The 22,769-nt window shown below is 65.2% G+C and carries 20 protein-coding genes and 1 pseudogene; 7 read left to right on the top strand and 14 right to left on the bottom strand.

Going from position 1 to position 22,769, the window contains the following annotated elements; all coding sequences use genetic code 11:
• Entirely contained in the window at window positions 1–294 is a 294-nt protein-coding gene (locus EH209_RS18345; protein WP_126664306.1) for a DUF211 domain-containing protein, read from the bottom strand.
• 150 nt (window positions 295–444) lie between these two features.
• On the bottom strand, window positions 445–3,018 hold the full coding sequence (locus EH209_RS18340) for a calcium-translocating P-type ATPase, PMCA-type (RefSeq protein WP_126664305.1): 2,574 nt from the start codon (window positions 3,016–3,018) through the stop codon (window positions 445–447).
• Between the two features lie 153 nt (window positions 3,019–3,171).
• Between EH209_RS18340 and EH209_RS18335 the strand changes: the two genes are divergently transcribed.
• Window positions 3,172–4,236, top strand: a complete 1,065-nt coding sequence (locus EH209_RS18335) for a CNNM domain-containing protein (protein ID WP_126664304.1) — start codon at window positions 3,172–3,174, stop codon at window positions 4,234–4,236.
• A 67-nt stretch (window positions 4,237–4,303) separates the two neighbouring features.
• On the opposite strand, the gene EH209_RS18330 is transcribed toward EH209_RS18335, so the two are convergent.
• On the bottom strand, window positions 4,304–5,563 hold the full coding sequence (locus EH209_RS18330; RefSeq protein WP_126664303.1) for a cation:proton antiporter: 1,260 nt from the start codon (window positions 5,561–5,563) through the stop codon (window positions 4,304–4,306).
• Window positions 5,564–5,744: 181 nt separating this feature from the next.
• Here EH209_RS18330 and EH209_RS18325 point away from each other — a divergent pair, with 181 nt between their 5' ends.
• The gene (locus EH209_RS18325; protein ID WP_126664302.1) at window positions 5,745–6,818 is read left to right on the top strand and encodes a hypothetical protein; all 1,074 of its coding nucleotides are present in this window, start codon (window positions 5,745–5,747) and stop codon (window positions 6,816–6,818) included.
• An 11-nt stretch (window positions 6,819–6,829) separates the two neighbouring features.
• On the opposite strand, the gene EH209_RS18320 is transcribed toward EH209_RS18325, so the two are convergent.
• Together EH209_RS18320 and EH209_RS18315 are read right to left on the bottom strand one after the other, a co-directional pair.
• Window positions 6,830–7,738, bottom strand: a complete 909-nt coding sequence (locus tag EH209_RS18320; RefSeq protein ID WP_126664301.1) for a universal stress protein — start codon at window positions 7,736–7,738, stop codon at window positions 6,830–6,832.
• A gap of 192 nt (window positions 7,739–7,930) precedes the next feature.
• A complete protein-coding gene (locus EH209_RS18315) occupies window positions 7,931–8,635 on the bottom strand; it encodes a DUF2270 domain-containing protein (protein ID WP_126664300.1) in 705 nt (234 codons plus the stop codon).
• Between the two features lie 174 nt (window positions 8,636–8,809).
• On the opposite strand from EH209_RS18315, the gene EH209_RS18310 reads away from it, so the two are divergent.
• Window positions 8,810–9,172 (top strand): hypothetical protein, encoded by a 363-nt coding sequence (locus EH209_RS18310; RefSeq protein ID WP_126664299.1) that lies wholly within the window; start codon window positions 8,810–8,812, stop codon window positions 9,170–9,172.
• A 120-nt stretch (window positions 9,173–9,292) separates the two neighbouring features.
• Here EH209_RS18310 and EH209_RS18305 read toward each other — a convergent pair whose 3' ends face one another.
• Complete coding sequence (locus EH209_RS18305) at window positions 9,293–12,052, bottom strand: bacterio-opsin activator domain-containing protein (RefSeq protein WP_126664298.1); 2,760 nt, start codon at window positions 12,050–12,052, stop codon at window positions 9,293–9,295.
• A 227-nt stretch (window positions 12,053–12,279) separates the two neighbouring features.
• Between EH209_RS18305 and EH209_RS18300 the strand changes: the two genes are divergently transcribed.
• Window positions 12,280–12,615, top strand: a complete 336-nt coding sequence (locus EH209_RS18300; RefSeq protein ID WP_249038836.1) for a DUF7344 domain-containing protein — start codon at window positions 12,280–12,282, stop codon at window positions 12,613–12,615.
• Between the two features lie 136 nt (window positions 12,616–12,751).
• Here EH209_RS18300 and EH209_RS24705 read toward each other — a convergent pair.
• The 4 genes and pseudogenes from EH209_RS24705 to EH209_RS18280 all read right to left on the bottom strand — a co-directional run.
• Window positions 12,752–12,960: pseudogene (locus EH209_RS24705) on the bottom strand (aminotransferase class V-fold PLP-dependent enzyme); the annotation flags it as partial.
• Between the two features lie 269 nt (window positions 12,961–13,229).
• On the bottom strand, window positions 13,230–13,730 hold the full coding sequence (locus EH209_RS18290) for a hypothetical protein (RefSeq protein ID WP_126664296.1): 501 nt from the start codon (window positions 13,728–13,730) through the stop codon (window positions 13,230–13,232).
• Complete coding sequence (locus EH209_RS18285; protein WP_126664295.1) at window positions 13,723–14,259, bottom strand: nucleotidyltransferase domain-containing protein; 537 nt, start codon at window positions 14,257–14,259, stop codon at window positions 13,723–13,725. The genes EH209_RS18290 and EH209_RS18285 overlap by 8 nt, the downstream gene beginning before the upstream one ends.
• Before the next feature lie 70 nt (window positions 14,260–14,329).
• A complete protein-coding gene (locus EH209_RS18280) occupies window positions 14,330–15,460 on the bottom strand; it encodes an MBL fold metallo-hydrolase (protein WP_126664294.1) in 1,131 nt (376 codons plus the stop codon).
• Window positions 15,461–15,708: 248 nt separating this feature from the next.
• Between EH209_RS18280 and EH209_RS18275 the strand changes: the two genes are divergently transcribed.
• Window positions 15,709–17,586 (top strand): multicopper oxidase family protein, encoded by a 1,878-nt coding sequence (locus tag EH209_RS18275; RefSeq protein ID WP_211338385.1) that lies wholly within the window; start codon window positions 15,709–15,711, stop codon window positions 17,584–17,586.
• Between the two features lie 95 nt (window positions 17,587–17,681).
• Here EH209_RS18275 and EH209_RS18270 read toward each other — a convergent pair whose 3' ends face one another.
• The 3 genes from EH209_RS18270 to EH209_RS18260 all read right to left on the bottom strand — a co-directional run bounded on the left by EH209_RS18270 (window position 17,682) and on the right by EH209_RS18260 (window position 19,377).
• Complete coding sequence (locus EH209_RS18270; RefSeq protein ID WP_126664293.1) at window positions 17,682–18,089, bottom strand: helix-turn-helix domain-containing protein; 408 nt, start codon at window positions 18,087–18,089, stop codon at window positions 17,682–17,684.
• A gap of 101 nt (window positions 18,090–18,190) precedes the next feature.
• Window positions 18,191–19,231 (bottom strand): sulfite exporter TauE/SafE family protein, encoded by a 1,041-nt coding sequence (locus EH209_RS18265; protein ID WP_126664600.1) that lies wholly within the window; start codon window positions 19,229–19,231, stop codon window positions 18,191–18,193.
• Complete coding sequence (locus tag EH209_RS18260; RefSeq protein WP_164722079.1) at window positions 19,231–19,377, bottom strand: DUF7512 family protein; 147 nt, start codon at window positions 19,375–19,377, stop codon at window positions 19,231–19,233. The genes EH209_RS18265 and EH209_RS18260 overlap by 1 nt, the downstream gene beginning before the upstream one ends.
• 364 nt (window positions 19,378–19,741) lie before the next feature.
• Between EH209_RS18260 and EH209_RS18255 the strand changes: the two genes are divergently transcribed.
• Window positions 19,742–20,587: a universal stress protein gene (locus EH209_RS18255; RefSeq protein WP_126664291.1), complete on the top strand. Its 846-nt coding sequence runs from the start codon at window positions 19,742–19,744 to the stop codon at window positions 20,585–20,587.
• Between the two features lie 52 nt (window positions 20,588–20,639).
• Here EH209_RS18255 and EH209_RS18250 read toward each other — a convergent pair whose 3' ends face one another.
• On the bottom strand, window positions 20,640–21,293 hold the full coding sequence (locus EH209_RS18250; protein WP_126664290.1) for a helix-turn-helix domain-containing protein: 654 nt from the start codon (window positions 21,291–21,293) through the stop codon (window positions 20,640–20,642).
• Between the two features lie 111 nt (window positions 21,294–21,404).
• Between EH209_RS18250 and EH209_RS18245 the strand changes: the two genes are divergently transcribed.
• The gene (locus EH209_RS18245; protein ID WP_249038835.1) at window positions 21,405–22,754 is read left to right on the top strand and encodes a hypothetical protein; all 1,350 of its coding nucleotides are present in this window, start codon (window positions 21,405–21,407) and stop codon (window positions 22,752–22,754) included.
• Window positions 22,755–22,769 lie beyond the last annotated feature (15 nt).

Here is a 22,769-nt window from a genome sequence, read left to right as displayed (position 1 = left end):
TCACTGATCCTGCGGCGTTTCGATCTGTTCGACGAGTCGCTCACCGCAGACGACCTGATCGATCGAGTGGACCGTTCCGCCGAGGTCGGTGACGGCCTCCTCGAGGGCGTCCGCATCGATGTCGTCCCCTTCGATCGTGAGCTTGCAGTTCTGGACCTCGCGATCGGTCTCGACCAGAACGGCGTTGACGCCGTCGACGCCGGGACAGTCGCCGACCACGTCTGCGAGTTCGAGGATGTTCGGATCCTGCGGTTTCATGACGTCGAGGACGAGCCGTCGTATCGATGGCGACATACCCTGATGCTCGGGGGCGATGCCCTTAGTGGCGGGGGACGATCTGCAACCGCGTCTACGGTACTCGCGCCGACGACGAATGGCGGCTTATAAAGAGCGGGGACGCGTCGGACCTCGTGGCTGTCCGCGTTCCCCGTGTTGACCGACCGCTTACGGCTCGAGTCGCCTGACGAGCACGGCGACCGCGAGGTACGCAGGGAGACAGACGACGACCACCGCGGCGATGAGTCCCCAGTCTCCCGCATCGAGGGGCACCGTTCCGAAGTACCGGTTCAGCGGCGTGTAGAGCACCGCGAGCTGGAGGGCGATCGACGTCGCGACGGCGGCCGCGAGCCACGGATTCGACAACGTCGACGTCTCGCGCAGCCAGCGGATGACGTAGAGCTTCGCGAACTCGAGGAAGACGAAGGCTGTGAAGATTATCGTCATCGCATACGCTGTGACCTCGGCAGCCCCCTCGAGCGCGTAGAACATGAGCGCGAGCACCACCACCGTAGTGACGGCGCCGGTCCCGCCGATGAGTCCGAGCATGGGTCGATCAATGATCCCTCGATCGGGATCGCGCGGCGGGCGATCCATCACGTCGCCGCTCTCGGGATCGGCGCCGAGCGCCAGCGCAGGCAGGCCGTCGGTCAGCAGGTTGATCCACAGCAACTGTACGGCGGGCAGGATGAGGTAGCCGTACAGCGATGCGAGGAAGACGATCGCCACCTCGGCGACGTTCGCGCTCAGGAGGTAGGCGACGAACTTCCAGACGTTGTCGAAGATCGCCCGCCCGCGTTCGACCGCCCGCTCGATCGTCGCGTAGTTATCGTCCAACAGGACGATGTCCGACGCCTGCCTGGCGACGTCCGTTCCGCGAATCCCCATGGCGACGCCGACGTCGGCGTTCTTCAGCGCCGGCGCATCGTTGACCCCGTCGCCGGTCATCGCGACGTCGTTGCCGCGGTCCTGTAACGCTCGCAGGATCCGGACCTTGTGTTCCGGCGACGTCCGCGCGAAGACGTCGACGGACGCGACCCGTTCGCGAAGCGTCTCCTCATCCATCTGTTCGATCTCGCCGCCCTCGAGCACGGTAGTCCCGATCCCGAGCGATTCGGCGATCGCCCGCGCCGTCCGGACGTTGTCGCCGGTCACCATCTTCACGTCGATCCCCGCTCGCCTTGTCTCCGCGATCGCGTCGGCGACCTCCTCGCGGGGCGGATCGATCATCCCGGCCAGTCCCACGAACGTCAACCCGTCGGCGAGATCGCCGGCACCGGTCGGCTCCTCGCGGGCGGCCATCGCGAGGACGCGGAGCGCGTCGTCGCCGAACGCCCGGACCGTCGTCTCGACGCGCTCGCGGCGTTCGCTGGTCAGCGGTTTCGGCCCGTCGGCGGTCAGGATCCGATCGCAGTTCTCGAGGACGACCTCGGGAGCGCCCTTGACGTAGCCGACGTCGCCGTGGACGGTCCCCATCCACTTGCGCTCCGAGGAGAACGGCACCTCGCCGGTCCGCGGGCGCTCGGAACGGAGTTCGTCGACGTCGAACCCGCGACGATCCGCGGCCTCGAGCAGCGCCCGCTCGGTCGGATCGCCGCCGTCGTCCTTGAGCGTCGAGTCGTTACAGAGTGCGCCGATCCGCAGGAGCAGTTCCTCGCGGTCGGAGCGCGCGTCCGCCTCGGCCACCGAGTCGACGTCGACGACGGCGTCGTTCACCCAGCACCTGCTGACGGTCATCTGCCCTTTCGTGAGCGTGCCCGTCTTGTCGGTACAGACGACGTCGACGGCGCCAAGCGCCTCGACCGCGGGCAGCCGACGCACGAGCGCGTTTTCCTCGGACATCTGCCGAACGCCGAGCGCAAGCGTGAGCGTGACCACCGCCGGCAGCCCCTCGGGGATCGCGGCCACGGCGAGCGATACGGCCGTCAGGGCGGCCTGAATCGCAGGCGTGCCCTGGAGGAGCAACAGTGGTGCGACCAACGCGGAGAGGACGAGGACGCCGAGCCCGAGGGTTCGACCGAGGGCGTCGAGTTCGTCCTGCAGCGGCGTCCGGGTCTCCTCGGTCGCGGCGAGTTCGCGGGCGATCCCGCCGACTTCGGTCTCCATTCCCGTCCCGGTGACGACGGTGAGGCCCTTGCCGCGGGTGACACTCGTCCCCTTGTAGACCATGCTCGCACGCTCCGCGAGCGGCGTCTCCGACGCGACGGGCGTCGACGATTTCGAGACCGGGACGCTCTCCCCGGTCAGCGAGGCCTCGTCGACCTCGAGATCGGTCGCCTCGAGGAGCCGCCCATCCGCGGGGACGACGTCGCCGCCGCGCAGGACGACGACGTCGCCGGGGACCAGCCTCGTCGCGTCGATCGTTCGCGCCTCGCCCTCGCGCCGAACCGTCGCCGTCGGCGCGGCCAGCTCCCTGAGCGACTCGAGGCTCTGCTCGGCCCGGTAGTCCTGGACGAAACCGAAGATTCCGTTCGCCACGACGATGATCGCGATCAGGATCGCGTCGACGGCGTGACCCGCCCAGACCGAGAGGGCGGCCGCGGCCAGCAACACCCAGATCAGGGCGCTGTCGAACTGCGCGACGAAGATATCGACCGGGGATCGGCCGCCGCCCCGAACGATGTCGTTCTCGCCGTGTTCCTCGCGTCGGCGGCGCACTTCCTCGTCGGTCAGTCCGTCGACGCGCGATTCGAGGGATGCCACGACGCGGTCGGACGGGCGCTCGTGTGGCTTCTCGGACACTACTCGACGTTTAGCCCGAATCACCATAGAGGTACGCGCCGAATCGAGCCACCGGATCAGACGATAGCCGCGGTCGGCGTCGGTGACGGGCGTTTCCATCCCGTCGGAACGCAGTCACGTCTTTATAGCACGCGCCGCCGAATCGTCGGTCGAATGGATCCCTTCGAAATCGGACTCCGGTTACTCGCCGGAATCGGGCTCATCCTGGCGAACGCCTTTTTCGTCGCGATCGAGTTCGCGCTCACCCGGGTCCGACAGTATCCTGAGTCGGCGTTCGACGAGCCGGGACTGCGGCGAGCCTGGGAGATGACCGATGACCTCGAGATTTACCTGACCAGCTGTCAGGTGGGGATCAGCGCCACCAGTATCGCCGTCGGAATCGTCGCGGAACCGGCGCTCGCAACGATCATCAGTCCGATCTTCGAGAACACCGCGCTCGCATCCGCGAGCGCGGGCGCCGTCCTCGCGTTCGTCATCATCAACCTCCTCCATCTCACCCACGGCGAACAGACGCCGACCTACCTCGGTGTCGAGCGGACGAAGTTCGTCGCCAGGTACGGGGCCACGCCGCTGTACTGGTTCGCGTGGCTGCTCTCGCCCGTGATCTGGCTGGGAGACGCCGTCGCGAAGTGGACGCTGCGCCGGTTCGACATCGAGATGACCGGCGCGTGGCTCGAGACCGAAACAGAGATCATCGAGACCCGCGCCGAACTCCGGAATCGACTCACGTCGATCCTCGAGCGGGGCGACGTTCCCGACGACCGTCGGGAGGAGATCATCAACGCGTTCACAGTCGGCGAGCGGCCGGTCGAGGACGATATGACCGCCATCGAGGACGTCACGTTTCTCTCGACGAGCGCATCGGTCGAGGAGAACCTCGACCGGATCGGCTTGAGTCCCCACACCCGGTTTCCGCTGATCGACGAGACGCCCGAGGCGTTCGTCGGGATCGTCTACGCTCCGACGGTCGTCGACCGAATCGACGACCTGCGGAGCGGGGACGTCACGTTCGAAGAGATCGCGACGCCGCCGGTGACGCTTCCCATCGACATGCACGTCAGCGACGCGATCGACGAACTCCAGGCGGCCCACCAGGAACTCGCGCTCGTCGAAGCCGACGGCGAGGTCGTCGGGCTGGTGACGGCGACGGACGCCCTCGAGGCGCTGGTCGGCGCCTTCGAGGACCCGCTCGAGGGGACCGATCTCCCGGCCGAGTAGCGGCCGTGACGATCGGTGCCGAGAGAAGGGGCGGTGGCCGTTGGCAGCACACACTCACCGGGCGTCGCTACGGCCGCTCCCCGTCGCGACGCGGCCCCGGTTGGATCACTCCCGCTGCCCGATTTCGGACGCCGGTGGCACGGAGGATGAACGGGAGCAACGTTCCCTGGACGAGCGCACCGAGGATGGCGACGCCGAAGACCACAGCCTGGATGAACTCGCGGTGGGGGACCCACAGCGGGAGCCCGAGCGCCAGCGCGATCGGGACGACGGTGTGCAACCCGCCCCAGACGAGGACGTGCTGGTAGCTGCGGGGAAGCGGGCTCGAGACGGTTTCGTTGACCGCGCCCACGAGGACGTAGACGACCACTGCCCGGACGAGCAAGACGAGAGCGGCGACGAAAAGCGCAGCCGGCAGATACCGGGCGAGGCTGGCGATCGGAACCTGTGTCCCGATGAGCACGTAGACGACCGTCGACAGCAGGAACGCCCCGCCCTCCCAGATATCGCGGACGAATTCGAGCGCGTCGCGGCCGATCCCGTCCTCGATAGCTAGGTCCACGAACGCTCCGGCGCCGACCGTCGCGAGGATGCCGCTCGCGCCGACGCTCTCGGCGAGGACGTAGCTGCCATACGCGAGCAGGACCGTGACCAGCAGGATCGCCATCCGCTCGGGGAGTCGGTGGACGAACTGCGTGGCCCCGTATCCGAGGATGCCCCCGATTAGAAAGCCGCCCAGACCGACGACGAGGAGATCCTCGACGACGATCTCGACGATCTCGAACCCCGACATCGGCCCCGACTGCCCGGCGACGAGCGCGAGTAGTAGGTTGACGAGAACGATCGCGACGCCGTCATTGAACAGGCTCTCGCTGTCGATGACTACGATCAACCGTTCGGGTGCGTCCAATTCCTCGAACAGCGAGATGATGGCGACAGGATCGGTCGGGACGAGGATCGCGGCGAGCAACAGCGAAACCCCGATCGACAACTCGAACGCGACGTCGATGATCGATCCGAGCAACACGACCGCCAGCGGGATGCCGAGACCGACCAGCACGAGCGGGACGGTCAGGTTCTCGCGCAGCACCGTTCGATCCAGTTCGACGACCCCGTTGAACAGAATCGTCGGTAGAACGAGGCCCATGATGACGTCGCTCGAGAGCTGAATTCCAACGTCGACACGCAGCAGCGAGATCACCATCCCAACCAGAATGAGGAGCACCGAGTACGGTACCTCGAGCCACGCGTCGACGACGATCCTAATTCCCAGCGCGAGCGCGAGTAGGCCACACACTCGAACGAGGATCTCGAGAACGGCGGTCATAACCTTGCGCTCGAAAAACGAACCGGTACTATCTGACGCGGCGCGGAACGAGTCGCGTCGCTGTCTCCGTGGCTCGGTTCCGTCCCTCGTATCACGGTCGCACCTCGGTTGCCCATGCTGTACGACGAACTGTCGTCGCGGGCACACATTGTTTTACCTCCATCCCTCGTATCGTGTTCCGATGGAGCGAAGTTCGAGTCGAGTATCGTTTCGATCGGTTCGCTTCGCGGTTCTGATTTGCGTCGCGGTGGTCTCGTTTTTCTTCGCCATCCAGTTGTTGAGCGCGTCGCTGCAGACGCTCTCGTCGGTCGTCCGGCCGATCCTAACCCGGCAAACGGGCCCGCTCTCGTACGTCGGAACCAGCTGGCTCTCCGCGTACGTGATGTTGAACGGATCGATCGTCGCAGCGATCGCGCTCTCGCTGTTCTCGGCCGAGCTGATCGGCGTCCTCGAGCTGTTTCTGCTCGTCTCGGGATCGCGCCTCGGCGCTGCGGGGATCGTCCTGTTGATCGGCGCGCTGGAGTTCCTCCGCGCGCCGTCGTATTCGCTCCCCGAAGCGATGCGGCTCGGGACGTTGTCGTTCCTCGTCAGTGCGACGATCTACGGCCCGGCGACAGTGATCGGTACGGCTGTGATCCGGATGAGCGAGCGGAGCGAGTGGGCACGCGACGTGTCCGTCGACGGTCGCGCGAGCGGCGTCAGTCTTTTCGAACCGTTCACGACCGCGACGATCGACCAGTTGGGCGCGGCCCCCAGCGCTCTGGTGGCGATGATCGTTCTCGGCGGGAGTTTTCACCTGTTAGACTCCCTGTTGAACCACATCTCCGTCGATTGGCTCAGAGAGCACGTGTTCCGATTCCTCCAGCGCCGCTGGCTGTCGCTCGGTCTCGGATTCGCCGTCACCGCCGTAACGACGAGCGTGGCGTTCTCGATGGGCGTGATCGTCCCCATCTACAATCGGGGGTACATCCGGCGAGACGAGATCGTCCCGTACGTCATGGGAGCCAGCCTCGGGACGCTCACCGATACTCTGCTGGTCGCCATCGTCCTCGAGTCCGGTGCGGGGATCGCAATCGTCCTGCTCCTCTTCGGCGCGGCGGCCGTCAGTACGATCGCTGCGCTCTCGGTCTACGACGCCTACTACGCGTTTCTCGAGACGGTTCAGGACGTCATCCTCGAAAGCGACCGTGCGTTTGCGGCGTTCGTCGCGGTGATCGTCGCCGTTCCATTCGCGCTGGCGGTCGGTCCCGGTTGAGACGAACGCGACTACGATCCCTCGGCTGCCGATTCGCGAACCGTCAGGACGGGGACCGGCGCGGTTCGAACGAGGGACTCGGTGACGCTCCCCAGTACGTACCGGTCGAAGCCGGTTCGGCCGTGGGTCCCGACCACGACGAGGTCGATATCCTGTTCCTCGACGTACGAGCGGATCGCCTCGGCCACCGACGGCCCGTACGCGACCGTTTCGGCGGCCGGTTCGACGCCGTTAGTTTCCGCGACCGACGAGGCCTCGTCGAGGATTTCGTCCGCGACCTCCTCGAGCATCGCCGTCTTGAGTTCGGATCGGACGTCGACGCCGACGCTGACGACGTCGACGACCGTGAGGAGGTGAAGCGCCGCACCGGTCGCGCTCGCGACGTCGACGCCCACCTCGAGTGCGTCTCGCGCACAGTCGCTCCCGTCGGTCGGGGCCAGCACCCGTCGGTACGGGTACGCCAATTCGGCCGCGGCGTCCGGCCGAATCGTCAGCACGGGGCCATCGGCGCGTCTGACGACGCGCTCGGTCGTGCTGCCGAGCAGGAACCGCTCGAGTCCTCGACGCCCGTGGGTCGGCACGACGGTGAGGTCGATATCGTGGTCCGCCGCGTAGTCGATGATCTCCCGATACGGCTCCCCCCTCCGAACCTCGGTAATCGCGTCGATTCCGCGGTCTGTCGCGCGGTCCGCGGCGTCGCGCACGATCCGCTCGCCCTCCCGCTCGAGGGCGTCGACCACGGCGCCCTCCATCTGAAACGGACTATACAGCACCATATCCATGACGTTGAGAACGTGCACCGTCGACCCGTGTTCGGCGGCGATATCGAGGACGTGCTCGAGCGCGGCGGCCGCCCCCTGACTGCCGTCGGTGGGAAAGAGGAGGCGATCGAACGTCGCGGACGTCCCGGAATCGGTCACGGTCGGACACCTCCCGTCGCGTTTCGAGGGCCGGATCCGAGTCTCGCCCGTGGTGGTCGGACGTCGGCTACGCGGAGTTCCATGCGTATCCGATACGTCGGAAACAGGGATAAACGGGTGGGATGCCTCGAAAGCGGGGGCGCTGGGGAAGGGATGTACTCCGGATCCCGCTCGGTTGTTGGCGACGCGATCTCAGCGATGGCGGCCGATATCTGCCTCGTGGAGTTCGTCCTCGGCCTTCCATGTTCGCGGTCGAACCGTGACGAACACCGCGAGGAGGTAGCACGCGGCGACCGTCGCGGAGACGAGGAGACCGGGAATCCCACCGATGGCGGCGCTTTCGGGCCACGAAAGGCCGGCGAACGCCGTGACGCGGATGACCCACGCGCCCAGGATTATCGTATACAGGAGCAGGTAGATCCGCTGCAGGCGATGGGCGATCGCCTCTTCGGTGGAGATCTTGATCGTGGGCCGACGGTAGTCCTGGCTCAATTTCTCGCGCCATAACGGGTCTTCGAGACCGGCAGAGGGGTCGAGGCCGTACGCGAAGACGTTCTTCTGGAGCGTTCGGACGCGCCCGCGCCAGATGTCGTACCCGCGGTAGCGACGGGCCTCGATGACCAGGAACGCGGTCACCGCTGCCGCACCCAGCAACACGACGTAGTGGGGATTGTTCCGACTCGTGAACGACCACGTCAGGATCGCGCTCATCACGACGATCGCCCAGTAGGTCGTCTGGTCGAGCCGTTCCCGCCAGAACTTCATCCGGTGGATTTCGCCGCGGTAGAGGTGGGCCATGGCCGAACTCGGTCCCATGTCTTCGTCCAGGAGGCCCGCGCCGACCTCGCGGTGTTCTGCGTCGTTCGGATCGACGTCTTTCGTCGACTCTCTGTCCATCGTTGTCGATCGTTCTCGAGCGACGACGAAAAGCGAGGCGAATTCCGCCGCGCGGTCGTTCGGGTCAAATCCGAATTCTGCTCGCGCGGACACCGGCTCTCAGCCGGGAAGAACGAGGACTCGAGTATATCTCGTAGCGACACGTCTGTCGCAGTGATTCACGTGAGTTTCGGAATGATTGGTCGTCTCGTCGCCGCCTGTCTCGCGACCTTCCTGATCGTCACCGTCGCAGTAACGGACCTCCTCCAGTCGCGGATCGAGTTCTCGCTGCTGGTCGGTATCCCGGCAGGGCTGGTCGCCGGCGCAGTCACCGGTGGCGTCGTAGCTTGGAGGTTCGCCGACGGTGCGCCGGAACGGCGGCGGATCGCGTCCGCGTTCGACGCCTTCGCGATTGCCGTTCTCGTCGCGATCGTCACCGGGTCGCTCCTTCCGGTCGGGACCACACTGACCGTCGTCGGCGGCACGGTCGTCGGCTTGCTAACCGCCGTCGGAGTCTACCGCCGCGACGGCGGTAGCGCTCGCACCCGCCGGGCGTGACGCCGCGCGCGTCAGCGGCATGGGCGACGGGGTCGTCACGGCCGCGGTCCGAGAACGAGGGCGACGACCGCCCGGCGGCGCCAAGACGACGTCGACGAAGCGGCGACACGGGTCCGACGGCTATTCCGTCGATCGGTTCCGTCCGGACCTCGACAACAGCGAGTCGAACACCTTTCGCTGCGCCTTCCGAAGGTGCTGATTGAACGTCGGCGGTGCGATTTCCAGCGATTCGGCGACCTCCTCGCCGGACGCGTCGCGCGGCCACTCGTAGTAGCCCGCGTGGTACGCCGCCTCGAGAGCCGATCGCTGGCGATCAGTGAGGACCGCCGTCAGCGCGTGGCGACCGCGGTCGGTCGTGTCCCGCCGTTGTTCGAGCTGACGGTGTTTCAGTAGTTCCGCCGTGGGGTAGGCGTCCTGCACGACGTTGACAACCTGTCGGACCTCCGCACCCGACGCCACGTGGATCGTCATGCGATAATCTCCGTCTTCGATGACGGCGCTCTCGACCGACCCGCCGAGCGAAGCGACCGTCGACAGCACCGGGGGTTCGGAGAGTCGGAGTTCGAACCGCGTCGCTGCGTCGCCACCTCGGTACGTGACAGCTTTCCAGTGGGGAAGCGTTTCGACGAGCGCCTCCAGGCCGTCGATCGCGTCCGAGGTCGCGCTCCCGTAAACGAGGAACTCGTCGTCCTCGATCGGGACCGTGTGGTCGAGCGTGATCCGTCCGGCCGACGGAACGTCGAGGTCAAGTTTGTCTAACAGATCTCTAATGAGGAAGTCGAGTTCGACGACATCGTCGCTCATCAGGGCGCGCTTGCGCTCTGTCGCGGCGATGGCGTGACCGATCACATCCCCCAGTTGGCCGAGCACGGCGCGCTCTCGGCCCTCGAACGCCTTCGCCCGATCGGCATAGACGTTCAACACGCCGTAGATGGTCTCTTCGTGGACGATCGGGATCGCGGCCGACGACCGGACTCCGTACTCCTCGAGGCGGGTCCGCCAGGGGTCGTACCTGGAATCGTCGCGGATGTCCCGCATTGTCTGGATCTCGCGCTCCCGGACGGCCCTACCCGTGGGTCCGCCGCTTCGCTCGTCGTCCGGATCGATGGAGATGGCGATCCCCTCGAGGTACTCCGCCACGCCGCCGGCCTCGGTTCGAACGTTCACCGTCTGATCGGCGGCGTCGACGTCGCCGATCCACGCGAACAGATACGAGTCCGTCGCGGCGAGGTGCTCGCAGACGCTCTGCTCGATCTCCTCGCGCGTCGACCGGTCGATGGCCTCATCGGTGATGTCGCGGACGACGTCGTTGAGGGCGTCGAGCGCGGCGAGTTGTTCGTGCTGGCGCTTCAGTTCCCGCTCGCGATCGTGCCGGTCGATGGCGGTCGCGAGTACGTTCGCGACCGACTGAACGAAGGCGACGTCGTGTTCCGAGAACGCCCGGTGATCGGTGTCGTGGACTCCGAGGACCCCCCAGGGATCCTCATTGGAACCGATAATGACGCTGATACCGCTCGTGACGTCGTGGTCGGTCAACAGGTCGGGCCCGCTGAAGCGCGACTCCGAGTCGAGGTCGTCTACCAGGACAGGACCCCCAGACGCCAGCGTATAGGCGGCCTGTGACCCGTCTTCGACGGCCGAGACGGTCGTCGTTCCGACGACGTTCGGATCCCAGCCGGAGCCCTGTCGCAACTGGAGTTCGTCGGCGGTCCGATCGAGAACGAGCGCCTTGGAGTAGTCCGTCTCGAGCGTCGTGGTGAGCAGGTCGGCTGCGTCGGCCAGCAGTTCGTCCAGATCTCGGCTCTCGAGTGCCCGCTGACCGAGGTCCGCAACGACTTCCTGTTGCCGGATCCGTCGTCTGAGCGTCCGTTCCCGTTCAATGCGATCGGAGACGTCGCGAACCACACCGCAGCGGCCGTCGGTTTCGCCCAGCGGGAACGGGGCCAGCCTGCTCTCACACGGAACGGTCGCTCCGTCGTCGGTCTGTAGATCGAGCTCGATGGTCGCGGAACCTCGTTCGCCTGTCGCGATTTCCTCGGCCAGCGACTCGGCCCGCGTCGTGATCTCGGCGTCGTGGACGGTCGTCGCATGTGCCCCGAGGAGTTCGTCCCGGTCGTATCCCGTCAGTTCACAGAAGCCGTCGTTGACCGCGACGAACCGGGCATCCTCGTCGACCGCGTAGACGCCGTCGGGGACGGTCTCGACGAGCCGTTCGTACTGTTCGAGTTTCCGTTCGCGCGACGCGCGCTGCTTCCGATCGGTGACGTCGTGGTAGAGTTCGATCCGTCCGCCCGCGTACGCCCCGGTCTCGATCGGCTCGCTGCGGTGCTCGAGCCAGCGCGGTTCGCGCTCCTCCGCCGCCGTCACGCGACACTCGAATCGTTCGGCGTACGTGTTGTCGTCGTAGGTCGCCAGAACAGTGTCGACGAACGCGGTCGCGTCGTCGACCGCCGGCGCGATGTCGGTCTCGACGAGTCGGCGTTTGTTCCGCCCGAGGACGCGCTCCCGGTCGAGATCGAAGTACCGCTCGGCCGTCTCGTTGAGCCACGCGACGTTGAACGACTCATCGAGGATGAACACACCGATGTCAGTCCTGTCGAGGGCGGCGGCGAGCAGGGACTCGGCTTCGACCGGCCAGTCTCCGGACCCGAGCGGTCGATCGGTTCTCGCCGACGGGGGCCGCCACCACACCCGGGCGCTCGCCCCGACGCGCTTGGTCTCGAGTTCGTCCCGTTCGACGAGTCGCTCCAGTCGCTCGTACGTGCTCCGTCGACCGAGTCCGAGATCGTCCGCCAGTTCGGTCGTCGTCCGCGGGGACCCGGCCTCGTCGAAGAGCGCGAGCGTCTCCCGAAGGGCCTCCGTCAGCGATCGAGACGTCATTACGGGGGGACTAGCGACGCTGGCGCATTAACCCTCCGCCGATGGAGGCAATTCGGCGGCGATTTCGTGCTGACCGGGATCGAAGGTCCGGAGTCGACGCGAACCGCGTCTGACTTACCGAGTCGGCGCGCGGATCTCACCTACGTAGTTTTACCTTGATGTTACGAGCGACCGTCTGCTGAGTGTGACGTATGGTGACCTCGCCGGTCGACCGGAGGACGGTCAAGATGATCAACTCTGTACGCGCCGCATCCGACGCGGACGAACTGACCGCGAGCGAATGCTATCGATTACTCGCGGACGAGCGACGTAGAATGACGCTCGACGTGCTCGCGGGGCGAAACGATCCTATCGACCTCGCCGAGTTGGCAGTCGGGATCGCGGCACGGGAAGACGGCGTGAACGATGTAGACGAATCGGCCGTGACGAGCGTGGCCCACTCGCTCCACCACGTTCACCTCCCGAAACTCTCCGATCACGGCATGATAGAGTATAATTCGGACGCGAACCGCATCGAATCGTGTCCGCACCGACTCGACGGACTGTTTTCGGACCGCGAGTAACGACGTTCGGTTCCGCGCAGGAGCGAGTTCGCTCGATCGACATCGCCAGTGGTATTGACCGCGTAGATGGACGCCCGAACGGCGTTCAGCGACGGCAGCGATCGGATGACGATACCATCGGCGGCGAGGCGCTCGATTCCGCGACCGGCAGTCGCGTTCCGTGGGTCCGCGTGACCGCGCTGAAACAGGCGAATTTGGCATCGGCGATGGTCTTGGCGAATCGCTTGAGATCGATTCGGCCGGCGTCGGTCTCGACGACGCGAACGTCGACGACTCCCACTCGAGACGCTGCCACGGGAGGACGCCGATCGGATGCTCGAGATCCGTCCGGACGACGATGTCGCCTCCTGTAGAGCGGAATATCCGCCCGGAGTTCGGTCGGTGTCATCGCCGTACTCGGTTGCATGTGCTCTCCAACGAAGTCAGAAAATAATAATCTTGTACATGCTATGAAATGCTGGTGCTGGCCACCATGACCGATTGATTCGCCGACGAGCGGTGGCAACCGCGCTCGTTATCCGTGAGGACAGCCCGGGTTGAATCCGTTTCAGCCCTGCTTCTTGTCCGTTGATTCGCACCGATAGCGGGAGATCTGAAACGGACGAGTGCGCGTGCTACGAATTGGGCTCGGGACAGCGACACTCGTGACCCTGAGAAGAGCGACCGATGACGAAGGCGTGGATTTCGCTGGCGAGTGTATACATCGCTTGGGCCCGTTCCGCTGAGGCGAATCCGTCCTGATAGTACGTTTTCGCTCGATGGTTGTGCCAGAGATCGGCGAGATCCTCGGCTGCGGGTTCCGAAAAAATGCCGACTGCCGCTGCCTCTCGGTACACGCCCGGGTGTGTTCCGGGGAGATCATCCGGTTCCATCGTGCCGCGCTCGAGGAGTCGGAACTCGACTGTCCGTTCGATCGCAACGAACGAGGCTTCGATGACAAGCGTATAGTACGCAGCGTCGTGCAGGGCTTCGGCGCCGGCGAGCAACCGACAGGCCTTCCGCAACTGGAGGAGCGCCGCGTCCGCCACGTCGAGTCCGGGTTCGACATCCGCCGGTCGCCGGTCGAACGCCGCCTGTGCGTTGCTGATGAGCTGTTCGATCCGCGTGCTACTCATCGGTGATCACCGCCTTGCTGATGGAGTGGAGTCGTTCACTGCCGTCCACCGTCACGCCCTCCGTGAAGATTTCACGGAGCTTCGGACCCGCCCGCCGCGCACTCTCCGCGGATTCGACGTACGGTTCGAACTCGAATCGATCGCCGTCGAATCGTCGTTCGCTGAGATCAGCGACAATATCTGCCACGACGCGTCGCGCACTCGTCCGATCGCCGTCGACGACGACGAACAGATCGATGTCGCTCTGTCGATCCGCTTCGCCTCGAGCGACGCTTCCGAACACGACGATGCCGAGAACGTCTTCAATGGCGTCAGTCTCGCGAACTGCTTCTCGGATGCGGGTTACGAAGGCTCGAATCGGTTCGTGGAACTCCGATTGCTCGATTGCGAGTATCGGATCGTCTTTCCGGAGTCGATCCGGATCGATCGAGACGTAGTTTCGTTGCGGAGTTTCTCGAATCCGAACGGCACCGATACTCTCGAGGAGGTCGACCGCCCGCCAAACCGTCGATCGAGTTAGGAGCGTCACGCCGAATCGAACCGTATCCCTGCTCGCGAACCGAACCGGGTGCGATCAGTGTCGGGATTCGATGTGGATGTTAGTTGGCTGCGCAGTTGTTCGGCCCGAGTTCGAGCGCCTCAACGTCGCTGCCGGGCTGCTCCTTGCCCCAATTGATCTGCTTGATCTCGTTATAGTTGGCCGGTTCGTCCGCAAGGCTCTCGGCGATGGTCTCGACGAACGCCTGCTCGTCGCCGTCCTCGACGTAACTGAGGAGTTCGTTACTCGTCTCCGCGCGGAGATCACCGAGTTCGGTCGCGAGCGGGCGGATCGACTCGTCGCTGAAGTGGCCGGGCAGCACGACGGTCTCGTCCTCGAGAGCCGTCAGCCGCTCGAGGCTGTCGAACAACTGGCCGGCGGCCTCGCGGACGGCCTCCTCCTCGCCGTCCTCGAGGTCTGGGCGGCCGACGCTGCGGAGGAACAGCGCGTCCCCGGAGAGGAGCGCGTCGCCGAACCGGAACGAGACGCTGCCGGGGGTATGTCCGGGCGTGTGGAGCACCTCGAGATCGCGGTCGCCGACGGAAATCGTCTCGCCGTCCGCGAGACCCGTGACGTTCTCGAGTTCGCCGGCGTCGTCCCCGTGGAGGTAGTACGGGACGTCGAGTTCGCCGGCGAGTCGGCGGGCGCCAGAGACGTGGTCCGCGTGGGCGTGACTGTCCGCGACGCCGACAATCTCGAGGTCGCGCTCGTCGGCTGCGTTCAGGTACTGATCGATGTACTGACTCGGATCGACGACGACGGCTTCCTCGCCGTCGTGGGCGAGGTACGAGACGCAGCCCGTCCCAGGGCGGACGATCTGAACGACTCCCTCGACACCCGAACGCTCCTCGAGGTCGTACTGGCGGTGGACGCGACCCCAGCCGTTCATGCCGTCGTCGATGGATCTCGCGTCGAACCCGTGTTCGCGGAGGAACTCCGCCGCTCGCGCGGACGTGATGCCGGCGACGCAGACGACCGCGATCTCCGTGTCTTTCGGGAGTTCGGCCAGGTGCTCCTCGAGCGTAGAGTAGTCATACTCCAGCAACTCGTCGTAGATCGGGACGTTCGTGCTCCCGTCGATCCGCCACTCCTCGTAGTCGTCTTCGTTCCTGACGTCGAGGACGAAAAGGTCCTCCCCGTCTTCTTCGATGCGCCGTGCGACCTCCGCCGGATCAAAGTTGGTATTGCTCATTATACCCAATTCTATGCGACGATGCTCCTTAAGTTCGTTGGTCGGATCGAACGAACTACGCGACCGATTCGTCCGCTCAGCGGGCCCAATGGTTTCACACGACAGTTTCGTTCCGATATGGGGTACGTCGGAAGTCTGGAACGGGCCGCGCAATAGGGCTCGTTCGACGATGTCCCTTGTTCCGATTCCGATACCGTAGGAATCGGCCGGACCCGCATATACCGGGCATTCATAGGTGCAACCGTACCATGGGTGATCAGACTGGGTCGTCCGGACCGAGCGTATCGCGCCGCGAACTCTGTATTGGGGCCGGCGCCGCGAGTATTTCGGCTCTCGCGGGCTGTTCGACGACTACGACTCCGCCTCGAGCCGAGAGCGCGACGACGATAACGGACCACTCGTCGCCGGAGCTCGAGAAGTGGGTTGACGAGGTCCCTCGACCGGGCGTCGCGGAACCGTCCGGAACGAAAGACGGACATCCTCACTACGAGATCGAAATGCGCGAGGTCGAGCAGAAGGTCCACCGCGACCTCCCGGCGACGACCGTCTGGGGCTATGACGGACAGTTCCCGGGCCCGACGATCGAAGCCGAGCGGGGCGAACCGATCTACGTTCGATGGGCGAACGACCTCCCGGACGAGCACCTTCTGCCCGAGGACACGACGATCCACGACGACATCATTCCGTACGATACGCCGGGCGTCCGGACCGTGACCCATCTCCACGGCGGCAACGTCGAGTCCGAGAGCGACGGCCACGCGCAGGCGTGGTACACGCGGGATTTCCAGGAGATGGGCCCCGAATTCGAGAAGAAAGACTACTACTACGTAAACGACCAGCCGCCGGCGACGCTGTGGTACCACGACCACTCGCTCGGTATCACGCGGCTCAACGTCTACGCCGGGCTCGCGGGATTCTATCTCCTGCGGAGCGAGCACGAACGGAGCCTCGGTCTGCCCGAGGGCGAGTACGAGATCCCGCTCGTGTTTCAGGACCGGAGTTTCGAGGCGGACGGGTCGTTGTTCTATCCGACGGAGATCTCGGACGAGCAAGGCGGCAGCGACGAGTCGCACCCCGACCCGAGTATCGTTCCGCAGTTCTACGGCGACACGCCGGTCGTCAACGGGAAGGCCTGGCCGCGGCTCTCCGTCGAACCCAGGTCGTATCGGTTCCGGCTCCTCAACGGGTCGAACAGCCGATATTACACCCTCAAATTCCACCAATACGACGAGTCGTCGGGCGAAACCGGCGGCGACGGGCCGTCGTTCGTCCAGATCGGGAACGACGGCGGCCTCCTCTCGGCGCCGGTCGAGATCGACGACCGCCTCGAGCTCGGCGCCAGCCAGCGCGCCGACGTCGTCGTCGACTTTTCCGAATACGCCGGCGAGACACTGCTGCTCCACAACGACGCGCCCGCCCAGTATCGTGGTGAGATGAGTTCGAGCGACGACGACATCGTTTCGCTCCCCGAGATCATGCTCGTGGACGTGAGCGACGACGGGGACTCGGCGGACGCTCCCGAACTCCCCGACGAGCTGACCCGCGTTCCGGACATCCCCGTCGATTCGGTCGACAACGAGCGCTATCTCACGCTCAACGGTGGCGCGACCGACGACTACGGCCGGCAACTCTTCCTGCTCGGAACGGAAGCCGAACGCGACGGCCTCGAGATCGATGCCCCCGTGACCGAGGAGCCCGCGCTCGGTGACACCGAGATCTGGAGTTTCGCCAACCGAAGCGCGATGTCCCATCCGATGCACCTCCACCTCGTCCACTTCCAGATGCTGGGACGACAGTCGATAGGGGACTACGATCCGGACGAGGACGACCTCGACCTCGACGCGCTCGAGGCTCCCGAGCCGTACGAACGAGGATGGAACGACGTGATCACCGTTGATCCCGGTGAGGTAGTCCACGTGATCGTTCACTTCGGAGAACACGACGGACTGTTCAACGATCAGACGGGAACGTACATGTGGCACTGCCACATGATCGAACACGAGGACCACGACATGATGCGGCCGTTCACCGTCCTGCCGACCGATAACGACGGCAACGGCGACGACGAGGGCGACAGCGACAACAACGAAAACAACGGCGGCAACGATTCGACAACCCGCGGCTGAAGCGGTGGGCTCGACGAGAGACTCCCGTCAGCGAACCGACCTCGAGAGCGATTCGGGGGGAGCGAGCGTGAACGCGAGTGGCGGCCGGTAGACGATTAGCTCTGGGCTGGGATTTCGGTGCCGGCGTCGGTGTGTTCGTACTTGTCCTCGAACTCCTGGATGAGCTGGCCCATCTTCGCGTACCAGTCGTTGAGCATCCGCTGCATATCGTTCGCGATCTGTGTCGGATCCGTCGGGTAGTAGACGTGGTAGTAGCCGCCCTGGTCGTAGTTGATCTGCTCCTTCTGGATGAAGCCGCTCTGGAGCAGTCGCTGGATCGATCGGTACGCGGTCGAGCGCTCGCGGTCGACCTGGTCGGCGACCTCGTCGATCGTCAGCGCTTCCTCGCTCTCGACCATCACGCGAAAGCACTCCTTGTCGAGTTGCTTGAGCCCGTGGATACACTCCAGCAACCCTTCGCACTCCATGTCCTGCTGTAGTTGTTCCGCCATCGAGTTAGCCATTTTACTATCCGCTGATAGGGACCACACCGGTATAAGGGTTGTGTGAATATTGCGCAATCTCAATGCGCCGCGGTCAAACGCGGTGAGCGGCGTCTCTGACGTCAGTCCGCGGACGCCGCCGACGCCTTCGACTCCGCTCGCATCGTCGCGATCGTGCTATAGATCACGGCCCCGCTGACCATGAACGCCGAGAGCAGGATCAGCGCGAAGCTGATCGTACTCAGGACCTCCATCCCGAGGTAGTCGCCGGCCTGGCGGAACGCGACGGCGATCGATCCACCGAGCAACATTAGCCCGAAGTAGATCTTGATGTCGCCCTCGTTGACGATACCGGTCGCGGCCGACCCGATACGAGCGCCGAGTGCGCTCCCCGCGAGCAAGGGTGCGACGATCGAGAGGTCGACGCCCCCCTCCATCCCGTAGAGGAACGAACCGATCCCACCCGAGAAGACGATCTCGAACAGATCGGTCCCGACCGCCACCGGAACGGGGACCCCGATGAGGTAGAACATCGCGGGCATCCGGATGAATCCGCCGCCGACGCCGAGGAAGCCCGACAGTAGCCCCGTCGCGAACGCGACGCCGAGGACCATCCACAGCGAGACCTGGATGCCGCCCGCGATCGTCATCATCGGCGGGACGTGATACGACTGGATCTTCTTCGCGATATCCGGGATCGCGTCCGGATCGATCTCCTCGTCCGCGGCGTCGTGGTGGCCGCCGCCCGAATCGTCCGCACCGTCGTTTTTGAGCGCGTTACGCGTGACGAACACGCCGATCGCGCCCAGCAGGACGACGTACGTAATGCCGATGACCCCGCTGGCGAGACCGAGTTCCTCGAGGTAGAACACCCCGATCCGCCCGATCTCGATGCCGACGGAGGTTCCGACGATCATCAACCCGCCGAGTTTGTAGTCGACCTGTCCCAGGTCGTGGTGCTTGAGCGTCGCAATGACTGCCGTCCCGAAGACGAAGGCCATGCCGCTCCCGACGGCGACTCTGGCGGGGTACCCCATCACGAGCAACGCGGGCGTGACGAGGAACGAGCCGCCCATCCCGAAGAAGCCGAACAGCACGCCGACCATGAAGCCGAAGCTCACGAACAGTGCGAGCGTCGTCAGTGCGATTCCGAACAGCTCCATCATGCGTGTTTGACCCGCTCGACGACCGGCATTGCGATTCGCTCGAGCGCGCCGTACCCGACGTAGAGGACGATCGCCTCGAGGAGGATGACGCCGACGAGGGCGCCTGCCTGTGCTGCTGACGAAGACGCGGCGAGGTCGATCATCGCGATCGACCACCACCGTTCGGTTGTGTGCATCTCATGGTTTTCTGCTCACTATCGTCTACCCGGAGGATGGCTATAACGCTTTTGGGATTTTCGCACAATATTACTGCGATAAATCTCACGGCTATCCTACGGAGATATTCGGATAACTTATGCAGATATTCGAGGCGAGTCGCGAGCCGTCCGCACAGCTCGCGCGCGGTCGGGTCGACTGCCTCGCGCGGTTCGATCGGTCACGGATTTGATCTCTTCCCGGCCGACGGTCGCCGGTATCCGGGTTGCAGTCCGCATCATCCCCGACCGATCGGTCGGCCCCGGTATTGGTCACCGGAAACAATATCCTTCCGTCGGCCCTACGAGTAGTATGAAAGCGATCTGTGCGACCGACCTCTCCGCCGCCAGCGAGGCGACGATCGAGAGCGAGACCTGCCTCGAGTGCCTCGGCCGAATCGGCGTCGAGGAGATCCACCTCGTGACCGTGATCCCGTCGAACGTCCACGCGGGCATGCCCGGAATGGACTTCGAGGAACGACGCGAGCAGGCGCTCGAGCGCTACCGCCGCGTCATCGAAGACGCGGGCTTCGACGTCGAGGCGCACGTCGTCCGCGGCACGCCCCACCGGCGAATCAACGGCGTCGCCGAGGCGGTCGGCGCCAGCCTCACGGTCATCGGCTCGCGGGGGAAGAGCCCGCTCGAGAACCGCGTCATCGGGTCGACCGCGCGCAACCTCGCGCGGACGACGGTCGTCCCGCTGCTGGTCAACCGGATCGAACGCGGGGCGGACGAGCCGACCGTCGTCCGCGAACATCTGTTCCAGCGGATACTGTACGCGACGGACTTCTCGGAAAACGCCGAGCGGGCGTTCGAGGCGTTCACGTACCTCCGTCACGCGACGCGGGAGGCGACGCTGGTCCACGTCGAGACGCCGAAGGATCCGTCGCTTCCGGAGGACGCTGATCCCGAAGCGCGACTGGCGGAGTTGGCGACCAGGCTCGAGGAGTGGGGAATCGAGACGCGAACCGAGGTCCGGCAGGGCGATCCAGCGGACGAGATCCTGGCCGCCGAGGACGAGTACGAGCCGACGGCTATCCTCGTCGGCTCGCGCGGTCACAGCCGGCTCCGGCGACTGTTGCTCGGGAGCGTCTCCGAAGACGTCGTCGCGCGGGCGGACGGCAACGTCATGTTGATCCCGCCGGACCGAACGGCCTGACCGGCGATCCGAAATCGGAACCGACACCGGCCCGATCCGCCGTGAGCGGTCATCAGACGGGCGTACGAGCGTCGGCGTATTCATCCGCGAACCAGCGGGCGATCGAGCTCTCCGCGCGGTGTAAGACGTCGCTACAGGTCGACTTGGTCACGCCCAGCGCCGACGCGACCTCCGTCAGCGTCGCCTCGCGGGGAACGTCGTAGTACCCCGCCTCGAGGGCGGTGCGGAAGACCTTGAGCTGTCGATCCGTCATCGGATTCTCCGCGCGGCTCGCGTCGACGGCGCGGACGTAGTCGATGCGATACTCGATGCCGCGCTCGTCGAACGCGTCGCCGAGCGTCGACAACCGATCCGAGCTGGTCGTCAGCTCCCACGTCACCGCACCGTCTTCGACCGAGAACGGGGTCTCGATCGGAACGCCGGCCCGCTGCAGGGGGACGAGCAGCGACGGATTCGACGTCTCGACCTGCAGGAGTGCCGTCTCGTCGTGTTTCCAGAGCAACTCGAGGTCCCGGATATCGCTCCGGTCGTCGATCGCGGCGAGTATCGGGACCGGATTCGGCGCCGCCAGTTCGACGACGCCGATCGCGACGTCCGATCCCGGCAGCACCGAACTGACGCGGAACGTCGTGTCGGGATAGGCCGTCGAAATCTCGTGGATCCAGAGCGATTCGGGGAGTGAGACGGTGAGTTTCGCTCGCGGCATTGGTATCTACAGGCAGGGGTTCGACCGCCGTAGCGAGAACTTCGAACATGTTCGAACCGATCTCCGATGTTCGCGAGAACCGATTCACGGCGGCCGGTCGAACGAACGTGTATGACCGATACGAATCCACGCGAGTCACGTCCGACCGACACTGAACAGCGGTCCGCTCGCCGATCGACGGGCGGTCCGTCGCTCTCGATGACGCCGTTTCACGTCGCCGGTATCGGGTTCCTGTTCGTCGGGTTCGCGCTCGCCGTCTACCAAGGCCTCCAGCAGTTCGAATTCGTCTCCGCCGTCTCGTGGATCACGTGGACGCACATCCACTTCGTTACGATCGGCGCGTTCACGCAGTTGGTCTTCGGTACGCTGCCACAGTTGGCGGCGCGGAAACTCGAGCGTCCGGGACCGTCGACACCGGCGCTCGGAGTCGTCTTCCTCGGCTTGAACGGCGCCCTACTGCTCGCCTGGTACGGACGCGCCTACGGCGAGCCGCTGTTGTTCGACGTCGGTCTCGGGACGATCTGGTTGCTTACGGCCTGGCTGTTCGCTGTCGTTTTCGCGATGGTCCTCCGAAGCGAGGGCTGGCGAGCGCGCAACCCGACCATCGGCTTCTACCTCCTCTCGCCGTTCGTTTACCTGATCGGACTCACGTTCGCGTTCGGGCTGTACAGTCGTGGCTGGGACGTCCCGGGCGGCTGGTACGGACTCCGAGAAGCGCACGTCCACGCCAACGCGTGGGGCTTTCTGGGCCTCGCGGCGATCGGTACGCTGTACGACCTCTTCCCGCGGTTCGTGGGTGCGGAACTGTACAGCGACCGCCTGAAACGCATCTCGTTCCCGCTGTTCGCACTCGGTATCGTCCCGCTCGTCGTCGGACCGGTACTTGGGATGGGGAAGACGGTGACTGCGGTCGGACTGGTGCTGTACGCCGCCGGTTACGTCCTGTACATGTACACCATCGTTCGGACCTACCGAGCCGGGACGCCGAACGGGACGGCGCTCTCGGTGCTCGTCGCGCAGGTGTGGATCCTCGGCCCGGCGAGTTTCGCGCCGTTCATTCTGTTCGGCGTCCCGCTGGGTATCCCCGAGCCGTGGATCGAGACCGGGGCGCTGCACTTCTTCTTCCTCGGCTGGGCGCTTCCGATCGCGCTCGCGGGCTCGCTGCTCGTCGCCCGCTCGCTCGAGTGGTTCCCCGGAGCCGCAGGCGGCGACGGTGGCGAAGGCCGTACCGAGGGACTCGTCCCCGCGACGCATCTCCCGTCGGTCGTCGGCCCGCGGTCCGTGCTCGCCTGGAACCTCGCAGTCCTCGCGATCGGGATCGGCTTCTTCTATCAGGACCAGTCGTGGTCGGCGCTGCTGCACGGCTCGGGATTCGCCGTCCTCCTCGGACTCTGGGGCTACTATCTGTTCAAAATCGTCGAGCAGCGGTGGGCGGTACGGGCACGCGCGTCGCCGGCCTGAGCGCGACTCCGAACT

This window comes from Haloterrigena salifodinae (genome assembly GCF_003977755.1).
Lineage (GTDB): Archaea > Halobacteriota > Halobacteria > Halobacteriales > Natrialbaceae > Haloterrigena > Haloterrigena salifodinae.
Note: the sequence above shows the minus strand (reverse complement) of the source record. Positions and strands in the feature narration are given on the sequence as shown.